The organism is Pseudomonas sp. 300 (genome assembly GCF_055803035.1).
This window is the reverse complement of record NZ_JAVLRV010000001.1, coordinates 984844-1007542: the sequence shown is the minus strand read 5'-3', so window position 1 is coordinate 1007542 and position 22699 is coordinate 984844. Positions and strand designations below refer to the sequence as shown.

The window sequence follows — 22699 nt, the reverse complement described above, 5'->3', positions numbered from 1 at the left end:
ATACGCAAAAAAGATCCGTCTATTTCCTGCGCTTTGGTCCACTGATGGGTGGAGGCAAACATCATTGTGGCGAAGGGATTCATCAAGCTGAAGCGTTCACCGAACCCTGAAACAAGAACGGGCCTGCATAAGCAGGCCCGTTTTCAGTGGTGGAAAGGTAAAAAGTGATTCAGGCGTCAGCCGTTCTGTGCAGCCTGTTCGTTCTCAAGAAACTCTTCTTCCAGCAGCACATCGGCTGCGCGCCTTTCGAACGGCACCACCGCGGCACGTGGTTTGCCCCGCAGTTTGCCGAACAGATGGTCAAGCGCATGTTCGAGTTTTTCAGCCGCACCGTCGATCGCCAGTTCCAGGTTTTCGGCTTTATGAGTAACAGAAATCGGTTGGTGGCCTTTTGGCCGCGCTTCCAGCTGGCAGCGCAAATCATGGGGACCGGGCTTGTCGCCGTTCTCGTCCCGCAGATGGACCTCGACGCGGGTCAGGTCCTCTTCATAACGTTCGAGCGTGCTCTCAATGGTAGTACGTACCCACTCCTCCAGTCGGATGCTGCTTTGAATATGGTTATCGCTGTTGACTTGGATTTGCATAGTTCATCCCTTAATTCAGCTAGCTCGCGAGAGGCCCTTCGGCTGGCCCTTGGGCGTCATCACCGTGACCTCTTACCTACACAATCGGTCTGTGCGCGGAACATTTCAACCCCTGAAAAAAGATAAATTTTCAATCGCAAAAAAAGCCGGACAAGGAGCAAAAGCGCTGTTAAGGTCGGGAGTTGGCTCGCTTCACTTCTTTGTCATAATTACTCACATCTGCCGCTCCGCCAGCGGATGCAGGCTTCGAAAAACCCCCGCCTCCTCCACCAGCCAGTCATGCACCGCTCGCACGCCCGGATGGCTCAGCGCCCCCGGCGCATACAGCAGCACGTAACGTTTGTGATTCGGTACCGCCAACCCGAACGGCACAATCAATGTCCCCCGCTCCAGCTCATCGTTCAGCAACGTGCGCCGCGCAATCGCCACGCCCATGCCGGCAATCGCCGCTTCGATGGTCAGGTGGTTGCGATTGAACGTGTGCCCGCGCCGTACGTCCGCGCCTTCGAAGCCGATGGCGTTGAGGTAGAACTCCCATTCCGCGTACTCGTAACTGCCGCGCCAGGCCGTGATGTCGTGCAACAGCGGAAAGTGCGACAGGTCGGCCGGGCCGTGCAACGGCGGTCGACCGCGCAACAGACTCGGCGCACAGACCGGGAAGATCTGCTCGTCGAGCAAGGTTGTGGATAACAAGCCTGGGTAGCTGCCGTCGTTCAGGTCGATGGCCAGGTCGAAGTCGCCCTCGTGCAACGGAACGCTGCTGTCCTCCGCCACCAGGCGCAACTGAATGTCCGGAAACCGCTGCTGCAAGCGCGGCAGACGCGGGGTCAGCCATTTGCTCAGGAATGATGGAATCGAGCGCACCCGCAGAATCCCGCTGATCATTCCGGCGTCCAGTCGTCGCAATTCTGCGTCGATGCTGCCGTACGCCTCGTTGACCGTAATGGCCAGTCGCTGGCCTTCTGCGCTCAACTCCACACCCCGGGCACGGCGGTGGAACAGTCGAAACCCCAGCCGTTCTTCCAGTTGTCGGATTTGCTGACTGACCGCCCCCGGCGTGATGTGCAGTTCTTCGGCGCAGCGGGTGAACGACAAGTGCCGCGCGGCACAGGAAAACACGTGCAGCCAGACGTAAGTCTGGGCATGCAATTGGCGACTCATTGTTTAGTCCTGCTAAAGGCTGTCTTAGGAAGTTTCGTTGGTCACGTCGGACCGAGGTAGGCAGTATCGCCGACATTGCGCTTGTCCTACAGAAATGGCAGCGATTCTTCTTCCATTACTTGTATAGGCTTTAGCATGGCTATCAGTGTTTTTGATCTTTTCAAAGTCGGCATCGGTCCGTCCAGTTCTCACACCGTCGGCCCGATGCGCGCCGCCGCGACCTTCGCCCAGGCACTGATTGACCAGCACTTGCTCGACGCCGTCCGCCGGGTAGAAATCCGCCTGTACGGCTCCCTTTCCGCCACCGGCGTCGGCCACGCTACGGACCGCGCCTGTGTCATGGGCCTAATGGGCGAATGGCCGGACAGCATCGATCCGACCAGCATCGACAGCCGCATCAATACGTTGCTCAAGACCGGCGAACTGACGCTGGCCGGCAAAACCACCATCGCCTTCGACTGGCAACGCGATCTCCTGCTGCTTGATGAGAGCCTGCCCTACCACCCCAACGCCATGTCGCTGACCGCCTTCGGCGAAACCGGCGAATTGTCAGAGCAAACGTATTACTCGATCGGCGGCGGTTTCATCATCGAAGCGGCCGAAGCCGAGTCCGGCATTGCACCGACCAGCGACGTGGTGCTGCCGTACGATTTTTCCAGCGCCGCCGAATTGCTCAAGCTCTGCAACCAGCATGGGCTGCGGGTTTCCGAGTTGATGATGGCCAATGAACGGGCCTGGCGCAGCGAAGCCGAGATCCGTCAGGGCTTGCTGCACATCTGGTCGGTGATGCGCGAGTGCGTCGAGCAGGGGTTGCGTCACGAAGGCATCCTGCCTGGCGGTCTGAATGTTCCGCGCCGTGCAGCGAAATTGCACCGCAGTCTGTTGGAAATCGGCAAACCGAATGTCATCACTTCGACGCTGTCGGCGATGGAATGGGTGAACCTGTTTGCCCTCGCCGTGAACGAAGAAAACGCCGCCGGCGGACGGATGGTCACCGCGCCTACCAACGGCGCGGCCGGGATCATTCCCGCTGTTCTGCACTACTACATGAAATTCAACCCGGACGCGTCGGACGATGACGTCGTGGCGTTCTTTTTGGGCGCGGCGGCTGTAGGCATTCTCTGCAAGAAAAACGCCTCGATCTCCGGGGCCGAAGTCGGCTGTCAGGGCGAGGTCGGTTCGGCGTGCGCCATGGCCGCCGCCGGTCTGGCCGACGTGCTTGGGGCCACGCCCGAGCAACTGGAAAACGCCGCCGAAATCGGCCTGGAACACAACCTCGGCCTGACCTGCGACCCGGTCGGCGGCCTGGTGCAAGTGCCGTGCATCGAGCGCAACGCCATCGCGGCCGTGAAGGCGATCAACGCCACGCAAATGGCCCTGCGCGGCGACGGCAAACACTTCATTTCCCTGGACCGGGTGATCCGCACCATGCGCGATACCGGCGCCGACATGCATGACAAATACAAAGAGACTTCACGGGGCGGCCTGGCTGTCAGCTGGGTGGAGTGCTGAGGAGCATTCCCGACCGCCCGCAACACGTGAGCCCGAGCAAGAATAATAACGAGGCCAATAACGATGACCGATGTACGTACACCCGCTGCCGATAATCCTGCTGTAGACCTGACACGCAATACAGAAACAACCCACAAGGGCTGGAGCAAACACGACACCACCTGGATGCTTGGCCTCTACGGCACGGCGATTGGCGCCGGTACACTGTTCCTGCCGATCAACGCCGGTGTGGGTGGCTTCTGGCCGCTGCTGATCCTGGCGGTGCTGGCGTTCCCGATGACCTTCTTCGCCCACCGCGGCCTGACCCGCTTCGTGCTGTCCGGACGTTCCGGGGACATCACCGAAGTGGTGGAAGAACACTTCGGCATCGGTGCCGGCAAGCTGATCACGCTGCTGTATTTTTTCGCCATCTTCCCGATTCTACTGGTGTACAGCGTGGCGCTGACCAACACCCTCAGCAGTTTCATGGAGCACCAGTTGCACATCGCCCCGCCACCGCGGGCGGTGCTGTCGCTGGGACTGATCCTTGGGCTGATGGCGATTGTCCGCTGCGGTCAGGGCGTCATCGTCAAATGCATGAGCGTGCTGGTTTACCCGTTCGTCGCGGCGTTGCTGCTGCTCGGTGTCAGTCTGATCCCGAACTGGAACGGCGCGTTCTTCGCCACTGCCAGCGAAGGCATGCCGATGCCGCTGTTCTTCAAAACGCTGTGGCTGGCGATCCCGGTGATGGTGTTCTCGTTCAACCATTCGCCGATCATCTCCGCCTTCGCTGTCGATCAGAAGCAGCGTTACGGCGAGCAGGCCGAGCGCAAGAGCAGCGGCATCCTCGCCATCGCCCACGCGATGATGGTGGTGACGGTGATGTTTTTCTGTTTCAGCTGCGTGCTGGCGCTGTCCCCGGCTGATCTGGCGGCGGCGAAGGCACAGAACATCTCGATCCTGTCGTACCTGGCCAACCACTTCCAGACCCCGGTCATTGCTTACGCCGCGCCGCTGATTGCGCTGGTAGCGATCACCAAATCCTTCCTCGGTCATGACATCGGGGCCAGCGAAGGCTTTCAGGGCCTGATCGTGAAAAGTCTGCGCGGCCGTGGCCGGGTGATGTCGTCGAGCTGGCTGAACCGCATCACTGCGCTGTTCATGATTCTCAGCTGCTGGGCCGTGGCGACCTTCAACCCAAGCATCCTCGGCATGATCGAAACCCTCGGCGGGCCGATCATCGCGTGCCTGTTGTTCCTGATGCCGATGTACGCCATCCGCCGCGTACCGGCCTTGCGCCAGTATTCGGGCCAGGTGTCGAACGTGTTCGTGGTGTTGATCGGTCTGATTGCACTGTCAGCGATCATCTACTCATTCATGCCCTGAAACGGGCAGGCAAAAAGAAGGCGGGCCAGGGTGTCCGCCTTCTTTTTGCCGCGTCTATTGTCCAACAATTTTTCCGGCATGCCCCTTGCTACACCCCTGACGAGGCAAAAAGGATGTTTGAAAACCTCAGCGAGCAACATGCCGATGGTCCGGTGTTGCGAACCAACCCGATCATGGCCGGTCAACAACTGCACGTTCAATCAGGCGGTGACGCATCATGGACAACCCCTTTCAGCTCATTACCGATGCCTTTGCACCGGATTACCAGATCAACCTGAGCATTCAGGGGCTGGACGGCAGCATCATGCTGACCCTCTCCAACAATGGCCGTGTCGTGGCCAAGCGAATGATCAGCGCCGAACAACGCAATGACACCAAGCGCCTAAAACGCCTGGTGCAAAGTATTCAATTCGGCATTGCCATCGAACAAGGTCACAGCGCGATGACCATCCTCGAAGCCATGACCGACGGCGACAATCGCACTCCGCCGCCGCCCTCGGCCAAAGGCCACCCGCGCCCCGCCATGCGGCTTTAAATCTCGCCTTTCTCCACTTCGGGATGTTCACCGGAACCCGCACCGACTTTGCGTTGCGGGTGTTCGATCTTCACCGAAGGGAATTGCGACGAGGCGTATCGCACCACCAGAATCGCAAACGCCAGCAGCAAAATCCCGCCGCACAGGTAAATGATGCCCAGGTCCGGCGGATTGTGGTGCGAGACGTTGGAGATCAGCAGCCGCGTCAGCGCGGTGATCGCCACGTAGATCAGGAAACGCACCGGCATGTGATTGGTCTTGAAGTAAATCCCGACCATCGCGCCCAGTTCGAGGTAGATGAACAGCAGCAAGATGTCATCGATCTTGATGTGCCCCTCTTCGATCATCCCCAGAAACTCCATCACCGCCGCCCAGGCGGTCACCGCACCGATGGCGAACAACGCCAGGTAGTGGAAGGTCTCGACGAACAGGTTGCCCAGGGACTCAGCCAGCTCATGCACGTTCTGCCGCAGCTTCTCGGCCCAGTTGATTTTCACGATGATTCTTCCTTAGCTCGGTTCGAGCGGATGATACGGGTTGGACGTGACGGTTGTTCTGCATGCAGAAAAAAGGCCAGTAACGCCTGCAATATGATGGCGAGGTGCTCTAAACCGCGCTCTGTGGCGTTTGGTCGCACCCGTGGGAGCGAGCCTGCTCGCGATGGGCGCGTCACGGTTCAAATGACAAACCCTCATTTCGGTCTACATTAAAAAGCCACTACCCAAAGCGCAGGGATTCGCTTATCCTTTTCGCTGTATATAAATACAGTGGTCGAAACAGACAACTATCGTGAAGGCATGTGAGGTGGTGAATGGCCGTCGAAGTGGTATACCGCAGCAGCCGAGATCTGGAGCGCTTGTTCATGGATAAAGCCGAAGCTGACCGTCATGACAAAATGCTCGAACTGGCCGAATTGCTGGCTGAAGTGCTGCAAAAAGCTGTTCCGTCCCTGACCGAGCAGCAAGTGGAAGAAGCCGGGATCTACATGGCGAAGAATCGCGATGTGTTCGCCAAGGCGTTCAAGAGTCAGCCGGACGCGTTGTCCGAGCTGCTGAGCGCGCCTGCTGAAGTCGTTGAGCAGGTTGAGCAGGTTGAAGTGGCTGAAACAGCTGAGCCGACCAAGCCAGCCAAAGCGGCTAAAACGCCGAAGTAAGCAACACCCGAATTGAATAGGCCCTGAGTCGAATGGCTCAGGGCCTTTTTCATGCCTGTCATTAAGGTGTGGTTCAGCGGTACAACACCTTCTCCGCCAATTCGTCCGCGACTCTGGCGGGCGAACGTTTCTCCGCCTGAGCGTGGGCGAACACTTCGGTCAGGCGTGAGCTGATTTTCGACAGGTGTGCGGTGATGGTCGTCAGCTCTTCGCCACGGTGTTTGAGCGACACGTAGATCAGCCCGCCGGAATTGATCACGTAATCCGGCGCATACAAAATCCCGCGCCGCTCCAGTTGATCGGCAACATCCAGATGGGTCAGCTGATTGTTCGCGGAACCGGCCACCGCCGAGCAGCGCAGTTGCGTCACGCTGTGACTGTTGAGCACCCCGCCGAGCCCGCACGGCGCAAGAATGTCACACGGCGTGCTGAGCAGCGCATCGTTGGCGATCGGGTGAGCGCCCAGTTGCTCCATCGCCAGTTGCACCTTGCCGTGATCGATGTCGCTGACCAGCAATTCTGCACCGGCGGCGTGCAGTTGTTCAGCGAGGGCAAAACCGACATTGCCCAGGCCTTGAATGGCCACGCGCAGGCCTTCGAGGTTGTCACTGCCCAGACGGGCCATGGCGGTGGCACGAATGCCGGTGAACACGCCCATCGCCGCGTGAGGCGCCGGGTCGCCCGCCGAGGTGGTGCTGGTGACGTGTTGGGTCTGTTGGGCAATGCAATCCATGTCCGCCACCGAAGTACCGCTGTCGATGGCCGTGATGTAGCGCCCGTCGAGCTGATCGATGCAGCGCCCGAACGCTTCGAACAGCGCGGCGCGGTTTTCGACATGGACCGGTCGAACAATCACCGCCACGCCGCCACCTTGAGCCAGGCCGGCCAGCGCCGCCTTGTAACTCATGCCTTGAGCCAGACGAATGGCATCCTCGACCGCCGACTCGTCGCTTGGGTAGGCAAGGTAACGACACCCCCCCAGGGCAGGCCCCAGACGGCTGTTATGAATGGCAATGACCGCCTTCAACCCGGTGACCGGGTCGACGCTCAGATGCAGCGATTCCAGGCGAGTGCTTTGCATGAGAGCGAACATCGTAGGGGCTCCCGAATCACTTCTTGTAGTCGCCAGTATAGGCTTGCGCGCAAAATTTGCAGAAGCGCACCGGAATAAGCGACGCCGCCATGCAGGCTTTCTGACATAACCCGCATTGCACTGGACGAATGCCGCAGGGGAGGCTAAAACGAGGCATGTCCTGGAGATTTTGATGACGCCCCGCCAACGCTTCTTCGACTGCCTGCAACGATCGCCGCCCGCGCTGTTCGAAGCGGCGCTGTGGATTGCCGTCGAGCACGATAAAGAGGTGGACCCGCAGGCGGTACTGGCGAATTTCAAGGACCTGCAACAGCGCGTCAGTTATGGCTTGCCGATGTTGCCGGTCAGCGAGCTGGCCCAACCGCTGTTGCGACGCCTGAATGATCTGGGATACGCCCAGGACGATTTCACCCCTTTGCGTCCGCAAGCGGCCTTGCTCGACAAGGTGCTGGAACGCCGGCGTGGTCAGCCATTGGCGCTGGGGCTGATCGCGCTGGAACTGGCCAGATGCCTGGAAATCCCCTTGGTCGGGGTCAACTTCCCGGGGCATTTTCTGCTGCGGGTTCCCGGGGCCGATCACCTGCTGGACCCTTGCGGCGGTCGTCGTTTGTACCCCAACGATTGCCGGGAACTGCTGCAACGCCAGTACGGGCCGAACATGAAAATCAGCGCCGAACATTTGCTGACGGCCGAGCCGGTGCAGATGCTCCAGCGCTTGTCCCGCAACCTGCGCCAGTTACATCTTTCCCACGATGACTATATCGGCGCGCTGATCGACGCCGAGCGCGTGCTGGAACTGGGCAACGCCAGCGCCTCCGATTACCTGGCCCGGGCCAGCCTGTATCAACGGCTGGACTGCCCGAACGCCGAGCGTTTCGATCTGGAGCATGCGCTGCTGCTCAGCGACGACCCGATCCAGCGGATTCGGTTGACTGAACGATTAGGGCACCTCCCCCCCAATTCAATCGTCCATTAAACGCAAATCCGGTGGTAGCGGGCTTGCCCGCGATGAGGGAGCACCAGCCAACATTCATTTAACGGACACACCGCCATCGCGGGCAAGCCCGCTCCCACAGGGATATGCGTGAAGCCTCAAGGAGTGTCAGGCTGGTTCGCCGGATGCGCTTTGATGAAGGCAGGATGCCCGGCTGCCAGCGCCGCCACTCGACGAATACGTGGATAGGCTTCCAGCGAAATATTAAATCGCTCAGCGGCATACAACTGCGGAATCAGGTACACATCAGCCAGCCCCGGTTCATCGCCGAAGCAATAACCTTGATCACCCATCAACTGCTCCACCGTCGCCAGCCCTTGGCTGATCCAGTGCCCGATCCACTCGACCACCTGCGGTTCATCGTGGCCCAACTGCCGCAGTTTGTTGAGCACGCTGACGTTGTGCAGCGGATGCACGTCGCAACCGATCACCGCCGCCACACTGCGTTCATGCGCACGAGCCACGAGGTCTTTGGACAGCAGCGGCACCTGTGGATAACGTTCCTCCAGGTACTCGATGATCGCCGGTGACTGAATCAGCAACTCGCCTTCATCGGTGCGCAAGGCCGGCACCCGGCCTTGCGGGTTGATGCCCAGATACGCTGGCTGGCGATGTTCGCCACCCGGCGGTGCGATCAGGTTGACCGGCAGTGCCTGGTAATCCAGGCCCTTCAACGCCAACGCGATGCGCACCCGGTAAGACGAGGTCGAGCGGTAGTAGGTATAGAGTTCCATGACCCGATCCTCTTAACGCGCCGGCAGCACTTTGCCGCGACACTCGCCGAAACCGATGGAGGCAAAACCGTCGCGGCTGCAACGGGCACGCAAAATGATTTCGTCGCCGTCCTCGAGGAATTTACGCACTTCACCGGAGGCCAGTTCGATCGGCTTTTTACCGCCCTCGGTGATTTCCAGCAGGCTGCCGAACTGACCGTTTTCCGGCCCCGACAACGTACCCGAACCGAACAGGTCACCGGCCTGCAACTGGCAGCCGTTGACGCTGTGGTGCGCGACCAGTTGCGCCACGGTCCAGTACATGTGTTGCGTGTTGCTCAGGGTCAGGCGATGGGCCGGCAGGTTCTGCTCGCGCATGCCTTCGGTGAGCAGCAGGACTTCCAGCTCGATGTCGAAGGCGCCCGCGGCCTGATCGCGTTTGTCGAACAGGTAGGGCAGCGGCTGCGGATCGCCTTCCGGACGCGCTGGTTGCGCACGGCGGAACGGCTCCAGCGCTTCGGCTGTCACCACCCATGGCGAGATGCTGGTAATGAAACTCTTCGACAGGAACGGCCCCAGTGGCTGGTATTCCCACGCCTGGATATCCCGCGCCGACCAGTCGTTGAGCAGGCAGAAACCGGCGATGTGATCGGCGGCCTCACCGATGGCAATCGGGTCGCCCATCTCGTTGCCCTGGCCGATCCAGATACCCAGTTCCAGCTCGTAATCCAGACGTGCGCAGGGGCCGAAGGTCGGCTCGGTCTGACCGGCCGGCAAGGTCTGGCCTTTCGGCCGGCGAACGTCGGTGCCGGACGGGCGAATGGTCGATGCGCGACCGTGGTAACCGATCGGCACGTACTTGTAGTTCGGCAGCAGCGGGTTGTCGGGACGGAACAGTTTGCCGACATTTTGCGCGTGCTCGATGCCGACGTAGAAGTCGGTGTAATCGTTGATTTTCGCCGGCAGGTGCATTTCGCAGTTTGCCGCCAGCGGCAGTAGTTTTGCGCTTTGGGCTTCGATCTTGCCGTGCAGGGTGCTGCCTTCCTGGAACAGTTCGATCAAGCGCTCACGCAGGGCAACGCGAGCCTGGCGGCCGAGTTCGAAAAACCCATTGAGCTGACCGCCACGGGTGGCTTCGACCGTCGTTTTTGCGACACCGTCGAACAGGCCGGCGTCGAGCGCCGCTTCCAGATCAAAGATGTGGTCACCGATGGCCACGCCGCTGCGTGGCGCAGAACCCTTCACGCTGAACACACCCAACGGCAGGTTTTGCAGGGGAAAATCGGCATGGCCGTTGGCGGAGGCAACCCAGCTACGAGTAATGGAAGTCTGAGTCATGGGTTATCTCCGGGTCGGGTCGAAAGTGGCGGGCAGCGAGGCCCAGCAGGCATCGTAGTTGGTTTGCAGTTGCGGGCAATCGAGGGCGAATCGGCTTGGGCGCAGCACCTGGCTGGTCTCGAACATGAAGGCCATGGTGTTGTCGATTTTCGCCGGGGTGAGGTCGGCGTTGACCGCTTTGGTGCAGGTTTCGCCGTCCGGGCCGTGGGCGCTCATGCAGCTGTGCAGCGACGCGCCACCGGGCACGAAGCCTTCGGCCTTGGCGTCGTATTCGCCCTTGATCAGGCCCATGAACTCGTTCATCAGATTGCGGTGGAACCACGGTGGCCGGAAGGTTTTCTCGGCCACCATCCAGCGTGGCGGGAAGATCACGAAGTCCAGATTGGCCAGACCGTGAACACTGGTCGGCGAGGTCAGGACGGTGAAAATCGACGGATCCGGGTGGTCGAAACTGACCGTGCCGATGGTGTTGAAACGGCGCAGGTCATATTTGTACGGCACGTTGTTGCCGTGCCAGGCGACCACGTTGAGCGGCGAGTGATCGAGCTCGCAGCCCCACAACTGGCCGAGGAATTTTTGCACCAGAGTGGTCGGTTGTTTGAGGTTTTCGTATTGGGCGACCGGGGTCAGGAAGTCTCGCGGATTGGCCAGGCCGTTGCTGCCGATGGGCCCGAGGTCCGGCAGGCGCAATGGCGCGCCGTGGTTTTCCGCAATGTAGCCGCGCGCCTGCGGGTCGAGCAGTTCGACGCGGAATTTCAGACCGCGCGGCAGCACGGCGATTTCCAGCGGCTCAAGTTCCAGCACGCCCAGTTCGGTGGCAATGCGCAGGCGACCCTGTTCCGGCACCAGTAGCAGTTCGCCATCGGCGTTGAAGAACACCCGCTCCATGGAGCGGTTGGCGCGGTAGCTGTAGATGCTGATTCCGGCCGGTTTTTCCGCCGCCGAATTGGCCGCCATGCTCACCAGCCCGTCGATGAAATCGGTCGGTTCAGTCGGAATGTCCAACGGGTTCCAGCGCAGGCGATTGGGGGTGACTTCACCCAACGGTCCACCGGCCAGTTGCCGATCCAGTTTGACGAACGCCGGGTGATTGGCCGACGGCTGAATGCGGTACATCCAGGTCCGCCGCGCTTCGGCGCGAGCCATGGTGAAGGCGGTGCCGGAGAACAGTTCGGTGTAGAGGCCGTACGGGGCTTTTTGCGGGGAGTTCTGGCCGACGGGCAGTGCGCCGGGCAACGCTTCACTGCTGAATTCATTGCCAAAGCCGGACTGATAAGCCAGCGCGGGCGCCGTTGAATCGAGGTTCATGGAGCCTCCTGAACAGGGAGTAGGCAATGGCCTGTCGCTCTGTTGCAGAGGTCTCGGCACGCCAGGGTTATTTTTATCGTAATTCAATTACGCATAACGTAATTTGATTGGTATTGACCGTCAAGCTATAAAGACGCCCATTCGTCCCGGGATCAGACCGCCTCCATGGAAACGCCGCGCAACAACGACAAACAGAAAGTCCGCTCGGCCGAGGTCGGCACCGACATCCTCAAGGCGTTGGCCGAGTTGTCGCCATCGACTTCACTGTCGCGCCTGGCCGAGCATGTGCAGATGCCGGCGAGCAAGGTTCATCGCTATCTGCAGGCATTGATCGCCAGTGGTTTTGCCGAACAAAACACCGCCACCAACCACTACGGACTGGGCCGCGAAGCGCTGCGTGTGGGGCTGGCCGCACTCAACAGTATGGACGTGCTGAAAGTCGGCGCCCTGCCCTTGGCCGAACTGCGCGATGAGTTGAATGAAACGTGCTTTCTGGCGGTGTGGGGCAATCAGGGCGCAACCGTGGTGCATATCGAACCGGCGGTGCGCGCAGTGACTGTGGTCACGCAATTGGGTTCGGTATTGCCGTTGCTCAGTTCATCCACGGGATTAGTGTTTGGCGCTTTTCTGCCCAAGCGTGAAACGGTGGATTTGCGCGTACAGGAACTGCTGGCAAGCAGTTCCCATGTGCTGGCGGACGATCAGGCCTATGTGACCTTGTGTGAACAAATCCGCGAGCGCGGTCTGCACCATGTGCATGGCTTGTTGATGCCCGGCGTCGATGCGTTGTCGGCCCCGGTGTTCAACGCGGTCGGGAATGTGGTGGCCGTCATGACCATCGTTGGCCCGGCGTCACTGTTTCACGCCGACGAAAACGGCCCGGCGGCGCAGCGATTGCTGGCGGCGACCCGGGCCGTGAGTTGGCGAATGGGCTTCGCCGGTTAACCTTGACTGGCCGTTTGAGGCGAGTGCTTAGTTGTTGCTGAAGGACTGGACTACAAACCGGCCATTAACATTAAGTTGTTCTATATCAACTTCCGGGTCGCGATAAGCCTTATCAAACGTCCATTGTTTGAAAAAAATACCTGCGGACGTGTCATTGAACCGTGGCAGCTCGTTAGCTTGCACTTTTTCCATGATTGCCCAGCTCAGGCTCTGAGAGTAATCAACCACTTGCTCACCCTGGTCATTAATCACGACCGACGTGAGATAGGTTTCATCAACATTGATCGAAAAACCCGTTTCCTTGAAAACCTCTCCGAGTCTAGCGCTAACTTCTTTCAGCAAAATGTTACTCATGAATAGCATCCTTTCTAATAATGGGAGTCGGCCAAAACACATTCAAAAAGATAAAGATTGATTGACGGGCCGACGCCCACTTTATAAACAGCAAAACCAACTTAGTACACCCCCTAACTTGTATGTATTCGTAAAGACGCCGCGCGCACTTCAAACAACAATCCCCATCACTTTAGCTTTGGCGACAGCCTGAGTTCTTCGCTCCACACCCAACTTCCCATTGATCCGCCGCGCGTGAGTCTTTACGGTATGTAACGATATGAACAACTGATCGGCTATTTGTTGATTGGAGTTACCCAGAGCAACTAACTCAAGCACTTCTATTTCACGCTGACTCAAGCGGTTCTGGACCGAGGCCAGCGGTTCAGGAGGGTTAACCGCCTCGGTAGTCCCAATCGCCTCCAGCAGGCGCGGCTGGCGCAATTGCAGATCGCGCAGAGCCTGTTGAAGGGTGCAACGCTCGACCATTGCCAAACCTTCCTGCAGCGACTGACGAGCAGCAGGCGTGTCGCCCGTCAGCCAGGCCACTTCTGCCAGCGCCAGCTGCAATTGCGCTTGCAGCCCCGCCATTCCCCGTTGTTGCGCCCAGTGCAACTGGGCCTCGAGCTGCACCAGCGGGGTTTGCGCCTGCCCCCGATACACTTCGGTCAGCACCAACAGGTATTCAAGGCCGGGGATCAGCTCCAGCGTCGCCGGCGGCGCCTGCCGCGCATGAACACCGTGATAGTGGCGCAGCACCCGGGTCAGGGCTTCATGGGCTAATTCCGGGCGGCCCTGCTGTAGCCAGAAATGGCAGCTGAATTGCAGCAGAACACTGCGGTAAACCGTGTCTGGAATCCGCCGCTGTTGCATCAACCGTTCGGCGTCACGCAGCAGGACAAAGGCCTGGGCATAGTCCTGGCGATTGGCGGCCAATTGCGCGAGGCCGAGGAAACCATACAGCACGCGTTTGTCCTGGCTGCGCAGGCAAATGTGCAGTCCGCTCTCGAAATACGCGGCCGCCTGCGTTTCTCGCCCCTGACACAGGCTCAAACGTCCGCGACGCAAGGCAATCCGCCCCAGCAGCGGTTGTGCCAGCGGTTGCTGCCGAACGAGCAACCCATGCATGTTGGCCAACAGGCTTTCGGCCCGGCCGGATGCACCACGCTGCTCGAGCAATTGCGCATGATCGAGTTCCAGCAACCCCTCGAACACCAGCGAACCTTGCGCTCGCGCCAGGCACAACGCCTCACGGTTGAGGGCCTGCGCCACGTCGAGTTCGCCCCGGAGCAGGGCTTGCTGGGTCAGACCTGACAGGCACATCAGCCGCGCGGTCCAGAGCGTGGGGTCGAGTCCGTCGAGCGCCTCCAGCAAATGCGCGCGCGAAGGGTTCATACGCCCCTGCAAATGCAGGAGCCAACCCTGCATCGCCTGCCAACGCGCAATCAATTGCCGTTGACTCACCGCCGACGGTTGAGGTGCGAAGCGTGACAAATGCTCAATGCATTCGCCCGCCTGCTCGAACCGCCCGGCGAACAACAACGCGGCGGTGATCAGACCCACCAGTTGCGGCGAGCCGAGCATCAGCTCGTCGCCTTTGTGTTCATGCAAACGCAGCAACAGCACCACGGTCTGCTCCTCGAACAGGTGCTCGAAACTGAAATGCTGCAACAGACTGACCGCGACCTCGAACTCCTCGGCCAGCAAGGCTTGTTCAAACGCGGCTTTCCAATCCAGTTCGGCGGCGAACCACTGACAGGCGCGACGATGCCATGAACGTCCCGCTGGCCACTGTTCTTCGCGCATCAGTTGCGTGAGGGGGGTAAAAATCTGCAGCCAGTCTGTCGAGTCCTGCCAGGGCTCGATGAAGCAGCCCAACGCCTGCAACGTGCTCAGGTATTGGGCGCCCTCGCCGGCACCGAACAGGTGGTCGCATAACCGGGCATTGAATCGCTGCAAGTGAGCCAGCACCCGCCAGGCTTCCGCCAGCTCCGGGGTCAGCATGCCGAACAGCTCGTGTTCAAGGTAATCGTGAAGGGTGTCCGGCCGACCGTGCAGCGGTTCGTTGCGCGACCAGTCGCATTTTTGCAGCAGCGCTATCCGCACGCCTGCGCACCAGCCACCGCTGAGTTCGATGATTTGGCTGGCACGTTTCGCCGCCTGCTCCGGCTCGAGGTGATGCAGCAGTCGGGCAACTTCTGTTTGAGTAAAGGCCAGCGTGGCGCGCTCGCAGTCGTACAGCTCATCCGCAAGCAACAAGCGTGGCCAATTGCATTGCGGGCGGCGACGACCGCTTAGCCACCAGGTGATCATCGGGCTGCTGATGGCCAGCAACCGGTCGAGCAACAGGTCCAGCTCCGGGTTGGGCGTGCGGCAATAGTCATCGAGACACAGCCAGGTCGGCGTCTGCCATTGAGCCAGCGATGACAGCATTGCGGTTTCGTCCGCCGAGGCCAATCCCAACTCGCGTGCCAGCCGCTGCCGAAAATCGACCGCCTTCATCGGCTCCCCCGCCAACGGCAACCAGCAGACCCGACACTGCTCGGGCGCCTGCAACAGGCACTCGATGAGCAGCGCACTCTTGCCACTGCCGGCCGGCGCACAGAGCAATTTCACACGCGCGGGCGACGCCAGTAACGGCTCGATCAGCCGCTCGCGAGTCTGGTGATGGGAAGACAAGCGGGGCAGGAGTCCAGGACGGTCCAGACACGGGGTCATGGCGGTCATAGTGGTGCGCCTTTTTATAATTGTGGCGCCACCCTAGCCTTCTCCACACAGCTTGTTGAAGAAGTATTCAACACACTGATCGACACCTATAAAAAAGGTGACCGCAAAGTCACCTTTTTCTGTAAGAGCTGTAGGAATGATTACCTCACCCCTGTACTCCGTAGCGCAGCAGGCGTGTAGTCACCGGCTTTGGCATCGATACCGAATTCGAAGCTGCGCTTCTCTTCGTTCTTCATCCCCAGTGCGATGTAGCGACCGGCAATCAGGTCATACAGCGCTTCAACGGTGTAGGCCGGCACCTGGTGATCGTAGTAGAACTGGGCATGACCTTCGGCCACACGCCACAGTTGACCGCGACCGTCGTAGTGATCGGCCAGCGCCACCTGCCAGCTGTCTTCGTCGATGTACATGTGACGCTTGGCGTACACGTGCCGCTCGTTGGGCTTGACCGTGGCGACGACCTCCCAGACCCGGTGCAACTCGTAGCGTGTCAGGTCCTGATTGATGTGCCCGGCCTTGATCACATCGGTGTACTTGAGGTCGGGCGAGTCGAGTTTGTAGCTGTTGTAAGGGATGTACATTTCCTTCTTGCCGATCAGCTTCCAGTCGTAGCGATCCGGTGCGCCGGAAAACATGTCGAAGTTGTCGGTGGTGCGCAACCCGTCGGACGAGGTCCCGACGCCGTCATAGGCCACTTGCGGCGCACGCCGCACGCGACGTTGGCCGGCGTTATAGATCCAGGCCTTGCGCGGTTCCTTGACCTGATCAAGGGTCTCGTGAACCAGCAACACATTGCCCGCCAACCGCGCCGGCGCCGTGACTTCCTGCTTGAAGTAGCTGAGGACGTTTTCGTCGCTGCCCGGTTTCAAGTCACCCAGCAGCGAAGGCACCGCCACCTCATCCTTGAAGCGGATCACCGTGAAGTCGCCATTGGACTGCGGCGTGGCCTGGGTGATGGTGCGACGCAAATTGCCGCCGTGATAACGGGTGACGTGGTTCCAGATGACTTCGACGCCGTTCTTCGGAATCGGAAACGCGTAGTAGCGATTGCCGGTGAAATTAGCCAGGCCATTGCCGTCGTTGATGGGCGTCACGTTCAGCGCACTGCGCTTGGCCGACTCGTAGATGTCCGCTGGCAAAGCCACTGTCCGGTGGGTCGGGTAGACCGGGATCTTGTAGGTCTCCGGGTAGCGTTTGAACATCGCGATCTGACCGTCGGAGAGTTTGTCCTTGTACTTGTCGACGGTGGCCGCGGTGATGGTAAACAGCGGTTTTTCATTGGCGAACGGGTCGGCGAGGAAACCTTTGCTGTCCACCGCACCGGCGTTTTTCGGGAGGCCGCCGGTCCAGGCCGGAATCGAGCCATCGGCATTGCCCGCCTTCTCGGCGCCCAACGGCGTCAGGCTGGTGCCGAGTTTGTTGGCTTCTTCCGGCGACACCGCGGCCATTACGTCGACGGCCAACAGGCTCAGGGCCAGAACGCTGCATTGCAGAATCATCTTGCGCATTGAAATCATCCTTCTCAGCCAGATCAGAAGTTCACGCCAAAACTCAGCGCCAGGAAGTCGCGATCTTCCAGAGTGTTGTAGTCACCGCCGAAGAAATCGGTGTAACTGAGGCTCGCGGTATAGGTGTTGCGATAGTCCGCATCGACGCCGACGCTGATGGCCTTGGCGCCTTCGTTGAACAGCCCGTTGGGGCCGTAACCGGCGACGTCATGGGACCACGACAGGTTGGGTTTGAAATTGATCCCGGCGATGACGTTGTTGTAATCAAGGATCGCGCGGGCGCGGTAGCCCCAGGACGTCGAGGTAACGAAACCGTCGGTATCGCCGTGGAAACCGTACTGTCCGTAGACCGAATCGCGGCCATAACGCAGCTTGCTTTTGTCCTCCAGCCCGCCGACGTGAACAACGGCCGCTTCACCCACCAGGGTCAGACGGTCCGCCCCCGCGACCTGATCGATGAAGTGCGTCAGGGTGCTCTGGATTTGCGTCACTTCCTTGCGACGATAGCCTTTGTTGTCTGCGCCGGGCGTCGTGGCGATCGGCGAAGCCGCGCCGCCGGCAATCGGATTGAGCAAGGCCAGTGTCAGGTCGGTGCTGTTGACCTGCACGGGTGCGTTGGGGCGATAGCTGATCTCTCCGGTCCATGCGGTGCCGGTCGGCAAGGTGGTGGAGAAGCTCGCGCCGTAGAGGCGGATGTCTTCCGGGTATTCGAGGTAGTACTGACCGCGACCGAGCATCACGCTTTGGGCCAAGGCTGAACCGGTGCCGGGTGCAACGGCGTTGGCGGTGCCGACGATGGCCGGAATCCGTGCCAGCGTCCCCAGCCCGGCGGTGGTGGTGCCGACATTCGGCGTGCGGCTGTGGTAGTTCATGAAGTACAGGCCGTACTCGGTGTCGTCGCCCAGCCAGCGCAACGCCGTCCCCCATTGCCCGGAGTCGCGAGCGTCGCGGTCGCCGCCACGAGGCACGATCACGCCTTCCCGGCCGACCTGGAAGCCTTGGCCAAAAGCGGCAGCGATCGGTTGCAGCGGCGCAATCGCCGGGCTGGCGACCGTGTAGCCCGTGGTGCAGCCGTCTGCCGCCACGTCCCCGCCGAAGAAGGTGCCGCAGTTGTCGAGAACGGTCTGGTCCCACTCCAGTTGATAGAAACCTTCCACCGTCAGCTTGTCGGTCAGCCCTTGGGAAGCGAACAGCATGTTCACCGGAATCAGGCCTTCCTTGATCTCCGCGCCAGGACGGCGGAACGCTGAAACGTCGACCGGGTTGATGCTGTTGATCGAGTTGCCGATGAAGGTACTTTCGCCCCAACTGACCACCTGTTTACCGGCGCGCACGGTGCCCGGCAGATCGGCGATGGAGTAGTTGTGATAGACGAATGCATCGAGGATCTGCGCGCCGGCAGACTTGGAACCCTCTTTGCGATTGTGATCACTGATCGGCTTGAACTCGCGGTCTTCGTCCTTCAATTCGAAGTCGTACCAATACTTGCCACGGACGAACACGCCGGTATCGCCGTACTTCAATTCGAGGTCGTGAATACCCTTGAAAATCTTCGAGTAGGTTTCGCCCTTCTTGAAATTCAAACGCCCGTCGTCACCGGTCGACGCCTGGCCGGTCCCGCCGTTGACGGTGCCCACCAGCGATTTATCGGCATCGCGCATGCCCCAACTCGCGCCGACGGACAACGAGGAGTCGAATGTCCCCTCGATTTCCCCAATGTTGAATGAAACGGCCTGTGCCTGGGCACAGCAACCCAAGGCAACCGCAGCGGCCAGCGCCTGCGGCGTGAAGATGGCGCGCATTGTTGTTTTTGTCATGCGTCTTCCCCGGTGAGTGACAGAAGGCCACACCCTACTGCCGCAGGTCGGGAGCGTTAAGCGCACCAAGGAGGTATTCGTTGTGTACCTCTAAAGGATGAATGGCCTTGCCGCGCGGGGAAGTGCGCGAGGTATGGATGAAGTGGATGGAAGCTCATCAGCCGGATGCATGAGCGCGAGACTGTTGCTCAGACTGCAACAGTGCATGTCCGGAATCACTATTTTTCCTTTGGGCTCAAGCGCTTATTCTTGCCGGGCTTCCACGGTAAACCGCCTGACAGCACACAGCGATGGCGTGTGATCAGTCCGCGCCATTGGCGACAGATTTCAGATGAATCGAAGCTTTCGACTCATCGCCCCGTGTACACAGACGTTGATTTGTAGCTCCTTGATTTAACGTCTTGCTTTGGCCGCTGCGTTTGCAGCGGCCTTTTTTATGGGCGATGGTTTTGCGGAGCGGCAGGACTCAGGCGAGCCCTGCGCGGGGCAATGGAATCAGAGCGAATACTTCTGCAAATTGCCCATCATTTCCTTCAACGCTTCAATATTGTCCTTCGGATGCGCTGCGCCTTCGAAGTCGCAGATCTGCTGCCAGTGCGCCGCCACATCTTCCGGTGAAAACCCGACACGCGGATCAAACCCGGCACCGAGGCTGCGCTCCCAGCGCACCTTGCCCATCCAGCCGCCACCGACTTCAAACAGTCCGGAAGTTTCCTGGCAATGCTCACTGGCGAGGTACACCACCAACGGGCTGACCAGTTCCGGCTTGAGCTGTTCGAACACTTGCGGCGGGATCAGACCTTCGGTCATGCGGGTGCCACCGGTGGGGGCGATGGCGTTGACCAGGATGTTGTTTTTGCGACCTTCGATGGCCAGTGTGCGGGTCAAGCCGTAGAGGCCGAGTTTGGCCATGCCGTAATTGGACTGGCCGAAATTGCCGTAGATGCCCGAGGTGGATGCGGTGAAGATCACGCGACCGTAGTTTTGCTCACGCATGTGCGGCCAAGCGGCGCGGGTGACTTTGTAGGCGCCCTCGACGTGGACGCGATAGACCAGGTCCCAATCGGCATCGTCCATTTTGTGGAAGGTCTTGTCTCGCAGGATCCCGGCGTTGTTGACCACCACGTCGACACGGCCGAAAACGTCGAGGGCGTTCTGGACGATTTTGTCGCCGTCGGTGACGGAGTCATGGTTGGCCTCGGCGGTGCCGCCGGCCTCACGAATTTGCGCCACTACGCGGTCTGCTGCCGAAGCGTTCGCACCTTCGCCTTGTGCCGAGCCGCCGAGATCGTTGACCAGCACCCTGGCGCCCTGTCTGGCGAACAACAGCGCATGAGCACGGCCCAGGCCACCACCGGCGCCGGTGATGATCACGACTTTATCTTCGAAGCGCACAGGCTCATTCATTTAGGGGACTCCAGCAGGCCAAGGGACAATGAGCCCGAGTGTCAGGCAAGGCGCTGCGGGTCACAATGAACACGAGGGACGCTGAATGGTGCTCGATAAGGCGGGGGGATGATGAATTCGCGGACCGCGTCACGGCCCATCGCCAGCAAGCCGGCGCCTACAGGACCGAGGTGCCCCTCAGCTCATCAGACACACAAAGCTCTTGTGGGAGCTGGCTTTTGCCAGCGATGGCAATCTGACAAGCCCCACAAGCCTCAAGGACGCCTTCGCCGGCAAGGTTGCGGCGAAGGCTACGAACAGGCCACTTTCAGCGGCGGTGAAATCAAGCGGTCGCGAAACGCCAGATAGTGCTTGAGCACCTGCCCCGGTGCTTCGGTTTGCGGGTAATGACCGATGCCGGGCAACAGGACCGTATCGGGGTTCGGGATCAGCTCACGATAGCGCTTGACCATGTGCCCGCCGGAGATCGGATCGACCTCGCCATCGATCACCCGTAATGGCACTTCACCGCGCTGCATGACACTCACCCAACGCTCGCGCTGGACTCGACGCTCGGGGATGTAGGCGATCAGTTTGTGCATGATCCGTGGCCCGTGATTGCTGTCGACCAGGCTCCAGAAGTCATCCATCTCACTCTCGGTTGGACGGGAGTGCGGGCCGAAGATCTGACGGAAACTCTTCACCAGCGCCTCACGGGAAAACGCACGACCGATCATCCAGCCCAACGGGCTGAGCAACAATTTTTGCATCAGTACCGGACGATGGGTTTCAGGAAACAGGCCGCCATTGAGGAACACACAACTGGCGAGATGAATGCGCGCCTCGTAATGCCGGGCCAACAGTTCCTGAGCCACGCTGTCACCATAATCGTGAGCGAGCACGTGCAGCGGTTGCTCGATGTTCAAATGTGCCAGCAACGCCTGTTGCAGATCGGCCTGCTCCAGCAGGCTGTATTCGTGGTCCACCGGTTTGGCTGAATCGCCGAAGCCGAGCATGTCGCAAGCAATCAGCCGATAGCGCTGGGCCAGCGGCTGCCACAGGTAATGCCAGTCCCAACTGGCAGTCGGAAAGCCATGAATGAGCAGCAGCGGCTCACCCTGCCCCGCCGTCCAGTAACGAATAGTCTGGCCACGAAAGACGAAGGTCTGGCCGCGTTTGCGCCAGGCACTCAGAGGGATCTCGGCGAGAGGCATTAGAGTTTATATCCCGCGTCTTGTTTATCGAGTTTGCGCAACAACGCTGGCCAGGCCAGTGCGCCGCCCATCCCTTGTGCACTTTTGGTGACGCCGGCGATCATCGCCTTGGCGCCTGCCAAAATCTGCGGTTCGATGGCAATCAGTTCAGCACCACCGTTCTGCGCCAACACCTGGATATCGCAGGCGCGCTGGAAGGTGAACATCATCAGGAACGTGTCAGCGATGGTGCCGCCGCAGGTCAGCAGCCCGTGGTTGTGCAGCATCAGGAAATTGTTTTCACCGAGGTCGGCTTGCAACCGCGCCTTCTCTTCGTGGTTCAGCGCAACGCCTTCATAGGCGTGATACGCCAGGCTCGACAGGACAAACAGCGACTGTTGGCTGATCGGCAAAATGCCTTGCTTCTGCGCCGACACCGCAACGCCTGCCGCCGTGTGCGTGTGCAACACACAGACGACATCGTGACGCACTTCGTGCACGGCGCTGTGGATGGTGTAACCCGCCGGGTTGATCTCGTAGGGACTGTCCATCAGCTTGTTGCCGGCCTGATCGACCTTGACCAGGCTCGACGCGGTAATCTCGTGGAACATCAACCCGAACGGATTGATCAGAAAATCTTCAGTGCCGGGCACCTTGGCAGAAATGTGCGTGAAGATCAGATCGTCCCAGCCATGCAGGGCGACCAGGCGATAACAGGCCGCCAGATCGACGCGGGTCTGCCACTCGGCGGCACTGACCTGGTCTTTGACACTGTGGGGCGATTGGACGGGGGCTACGCTCACGGCAAGGAACTCCTGTTCTTATAATTTTGCTCACGTGTAGCAGTCTAGTCAGCCCCCCGGGGTTCGTGTAGTTGCATTGGCAGCCAGCTTGATGGCCTAGCGAGTCAGTGCGCCAAGTGGCTTGGATCCATGTCAAAGTACCGCCGCCAGCAAAGGCGCAGCGAACAGATTCAGCAACCCCGTCAGCACCATGACCAGCCCCGCGACCGAGCCTTCCTCCCCCCCTACTTC

The 22699-nt window shown here is 60.0% G+C and carries 19 protein-coding genes and 2 pseudogenes; 6 read left to right on the top strand and 15 right to left on the bottom strand.

Annotated features, from left to right (window positions below):
- Positions 1–176 precede the first annotated feature (176 nt).
- On the bottom strand, positions 177–584 hold the full coding sequence (locus Q7W83_RS04595; RefSeq protein WP_150631875.1) for an HPF/RaiA family ribosome-associated protein: 408 nt from the start codon (positions 582–584) through the stop codon (positions 177–179).
- A gap of 213 nt (positions 585–797) precedes the next feature.
- The gene (locus Q7W83_RS04590; protein ID WP_150631874.1) at positions 798–1745 is read right to left on the bottom strand and encodes a LysR substrate-binding domain-containing protein; all 948 of its coding nucleotides are present in this window, start codon (positions 1743–1745) and stop codon (positions 798–800) included.
- Positions 1746–1880: 135 nt separating this feature from the next.
- On the opposite strand from Q7W83_RS04590, the gene Q7W83_RS04585 reads away from it, so the two are divergent.
- From Q7W83_RS04585 to Q7W83_RS04575, 3 genes are all read left to right on the top strand, one after another.
- Positions 1881–3257 (top strand): L-serine ammonia-lyase, encoded by a 1377-nt coding sequence (locus Q7W83_RS04585; protein WP_150631873.1) that lies wholly within the window; start codon positions 1881–1883, stop codon positions 3255–3257.
- A 63-nt stretch (positions 3258–3320) separates the two neighbouring features.
- Positions 3321–4622, top strand: a complete 1302-nt coding sequence (locus Q7W83_RS04580) for an HAAAP family serine/threonine permease (protein WP_473655720.1) — start codon at positions 3321–3323, stop codon at positions 4620–4622.
- A gap of 217 nt (positions 4623–4839) precedes the next feature.
- Positions 4840–5157, top strand: a complete 318-nt coding sequence (locus tag Q7W83_RS04575) for a DUF3509 domain-containing protein (protein ID WP_150631871.1) — start codon at positions 4840–4842, stop codon at positions 5155–5157.
- Here the strand turns inward: Q7W83_RS04575 and Q7W83_RS04570 are convergent.
- Positions 5154–5654 (bottom strand): phosphate-starvation-inducible protein PsiE, encoded by a 501-nt coding sequence (locus Q7W83_RS04570; protein WP_150631870.1) that lies wholly within the window; start codon positions 5652–5654, stop codon positions 5154–5156. The genes Q7W83_RS04575 and Q7W83_RS04570 overlap by 4 nt on opposite strands.
- Positions 5655–5968: 314 nt before the next feature.
- Between Q7W83_RS04570 and Q7W83_RS04565 the strand changes: the two are divergent.
- Positions 5969–6223, top strand: a pseudogene (locus Q7W83_RS04565) (YebG family protein); the annotation flags it as partial.
- A 160-nt stretch (positions 6224–6383) separates the two neighbouring features.
- Here Q7W83_RS04565 and Q7W83_RS04560 read toward each other — a convergent pair.
- On the bottom strand, positions 6384–7403 hold the full coding sequence (locus Q7W83_RS04560; RefSeq protein WP_150631868.1) for a Glu/Leu/Phe/Val dehydrogenase family protein: 1020 nt from the start codon (positions 7401–7403) through the stop codon (positions 6384–6386).
- A 172-nt stretch (positions 7404–7575) separates the two neighbouring features.
- Here Q7W83_RS04560 and Q7W83_RS04555 point away from each other — a divergent pair, with 172 nt between their 5' ends.
- Positions 7576–8379, top strand: a complete 804-nt coding sequence (locus Q7W83_RS04555; protein WP_150631867.1) for a SirB1 family protein — start codon at positions 7576–7578, stop codon at positions 8377–8379.
- A 116-nt stretch (positions 8380–8495) separates the two neighbouring features.
- Here the strand turns inward: Q7W83_RS04555 and maiA are convergent, their stop codons facing one another.
- From maiA to hmgA, 3 genes are read right to left on the bottom strand one after another with little or no spacing between them, the layout of a single operon-like run.
- The gene (maiA, locus tag Q7W83_RS04550; protein WP_150631866.1) at positions 8496–9131 is read right to left on the bottom strand and encodes a maleylacetoacetate isomerase; all 636 of its coding nucleotides are present in this window, start codon (positions 9129–9131) and stop codon (positions 8496–8498) included.
- Between the two features lie 12 nt (positions 9132–9143).
- Positions 9144–10448, bottom strand: coding sequence for a fumarylacetoacetase (gene fahA, locus Q7W83_RS04545; protein WP_473655719.1), 1305 nt, complete (start codon positions 10446–10448; stop codon positions 9144–9146).
- 3 nt (positions 10449–10451) lie between these two features.
- Positions 10452–11756 (bottom strand): homogentisate 1,2-dioxygenase, encoded by a 1305-nt coding sequence (gene hmgA, locus Q7W83_RS04540; protein ID WP_150633300.1) that lies wholly within the window; start codon positions 11754–11756, stop codon positions 10452–10454.
- A gap of 165 nt (positions 11757–11921) precedes the next feature.
- Between hmgA and Q7W83_RS04535 the strand changes: the two genes are divergently transcribed.
- Positions 11922–12701: an IclR family transcriptional regulator gene (locus Q7W83_RS04535; RefSeq protein WP_150633299.1), complete on the top strand. Its 780-nt coding sequence runs from the start codon at positions 11922–11924 to the stop codon at positions 12699–12701.
- Between the two features lie 27 nt (positions 12702–12728).
- On the opposite strand, the gene Q7W83_RS04530 is transcribed toward Q7W83_RS04535, so the two are convergent.
- The 8 genes and pseudogenes from Q7W83_RS04530 to Q7W83_RS04495 form a co-directional block, all read right to left on the bottom strand.
- Positions 12729–13055 (bottom strand): hypothetical protein, encoded by a 327-nt coding sequence (locus Q7W83_RS04530; protein WP_150633298.1) that lies wholly within the window; start codon positions 13053–13055, stop codon positions 12729–12731.
- Between the two features lie 150 nt (positions 13056–13205).
- Positions 13206–15761, bottom strand: a complete 2556-nt coding sequence (locus Q7W83_RS04525) for a LuxR C-terminal-related transcriptional regulator (RefSeq protein ID WP_150633297.1) — start codon at positions 15759–15761, stop codon at positions 13206–13208.
- Positions 15762–15901: 140 nt separating this feature from the next.
- Positions 15902–17269, bottom strand: coding sequence for a DUF1329 domain-containing protein (locus tag Q7W83_RS04520; protein ID WP_458377906.1), 1368 nt, complete (start codon positions 17267–17269; stop codon positions 15902–15904).
- Between the two features lie 23 nt (positions 17270–17292).
- Entirely contained in the window at positions 17293–19086 is a 1794-nt protein-coding gene (locus Q7W83_RS04515) for a DUF1302 domain-containing protein (protein ID WP_150633295.1), read from the bottom strand.
- 495 nt (positions 19087–19581) lie between these two features.
- Positions 19582–20493 (bottom strand): SDR family oxidoreductase, encoded by a 912-nt coding sequence (locus Q7W83_RS04510; RefSeq protein ID WP_150633294.1) that lies wholly within the window; start codon positions 20491–20493, stop codon positions 19582–19584.
- 290 nt (positions 20494–20783) lie between these two features.
- Entirely contained in the window at positions 20784–21686 is a 903-nt protein-coding gene (locus Q7W83_RS04505) for an alpha/beta fold hydrolase (protein WP_150639267.1), read from the bottom strand.
- On the bottom strand, positions 21686–22468 hold the full coding sequence (locus tag Q7W83_RS04500; RefSeq protein ID WP_150639268.1) for a class II aldolase/adducin family protein: 783 nt from the start codon (positions 22466–22468) through the stop codon (positions 21686–21688). The genes Q7W83_RS04505 and Q7W83_RS04500 overlap by 1 nt, the downstream gene beginning before the upstream one ends.
- A 132-nt stretch (positions 22469–22600) precedes the next feature.
- Positions 22601–22699 (bottom strand): annotated as a pseudogene (locus Q7W83_RS04495) (LrgB family protein); the annotation flags it as partial.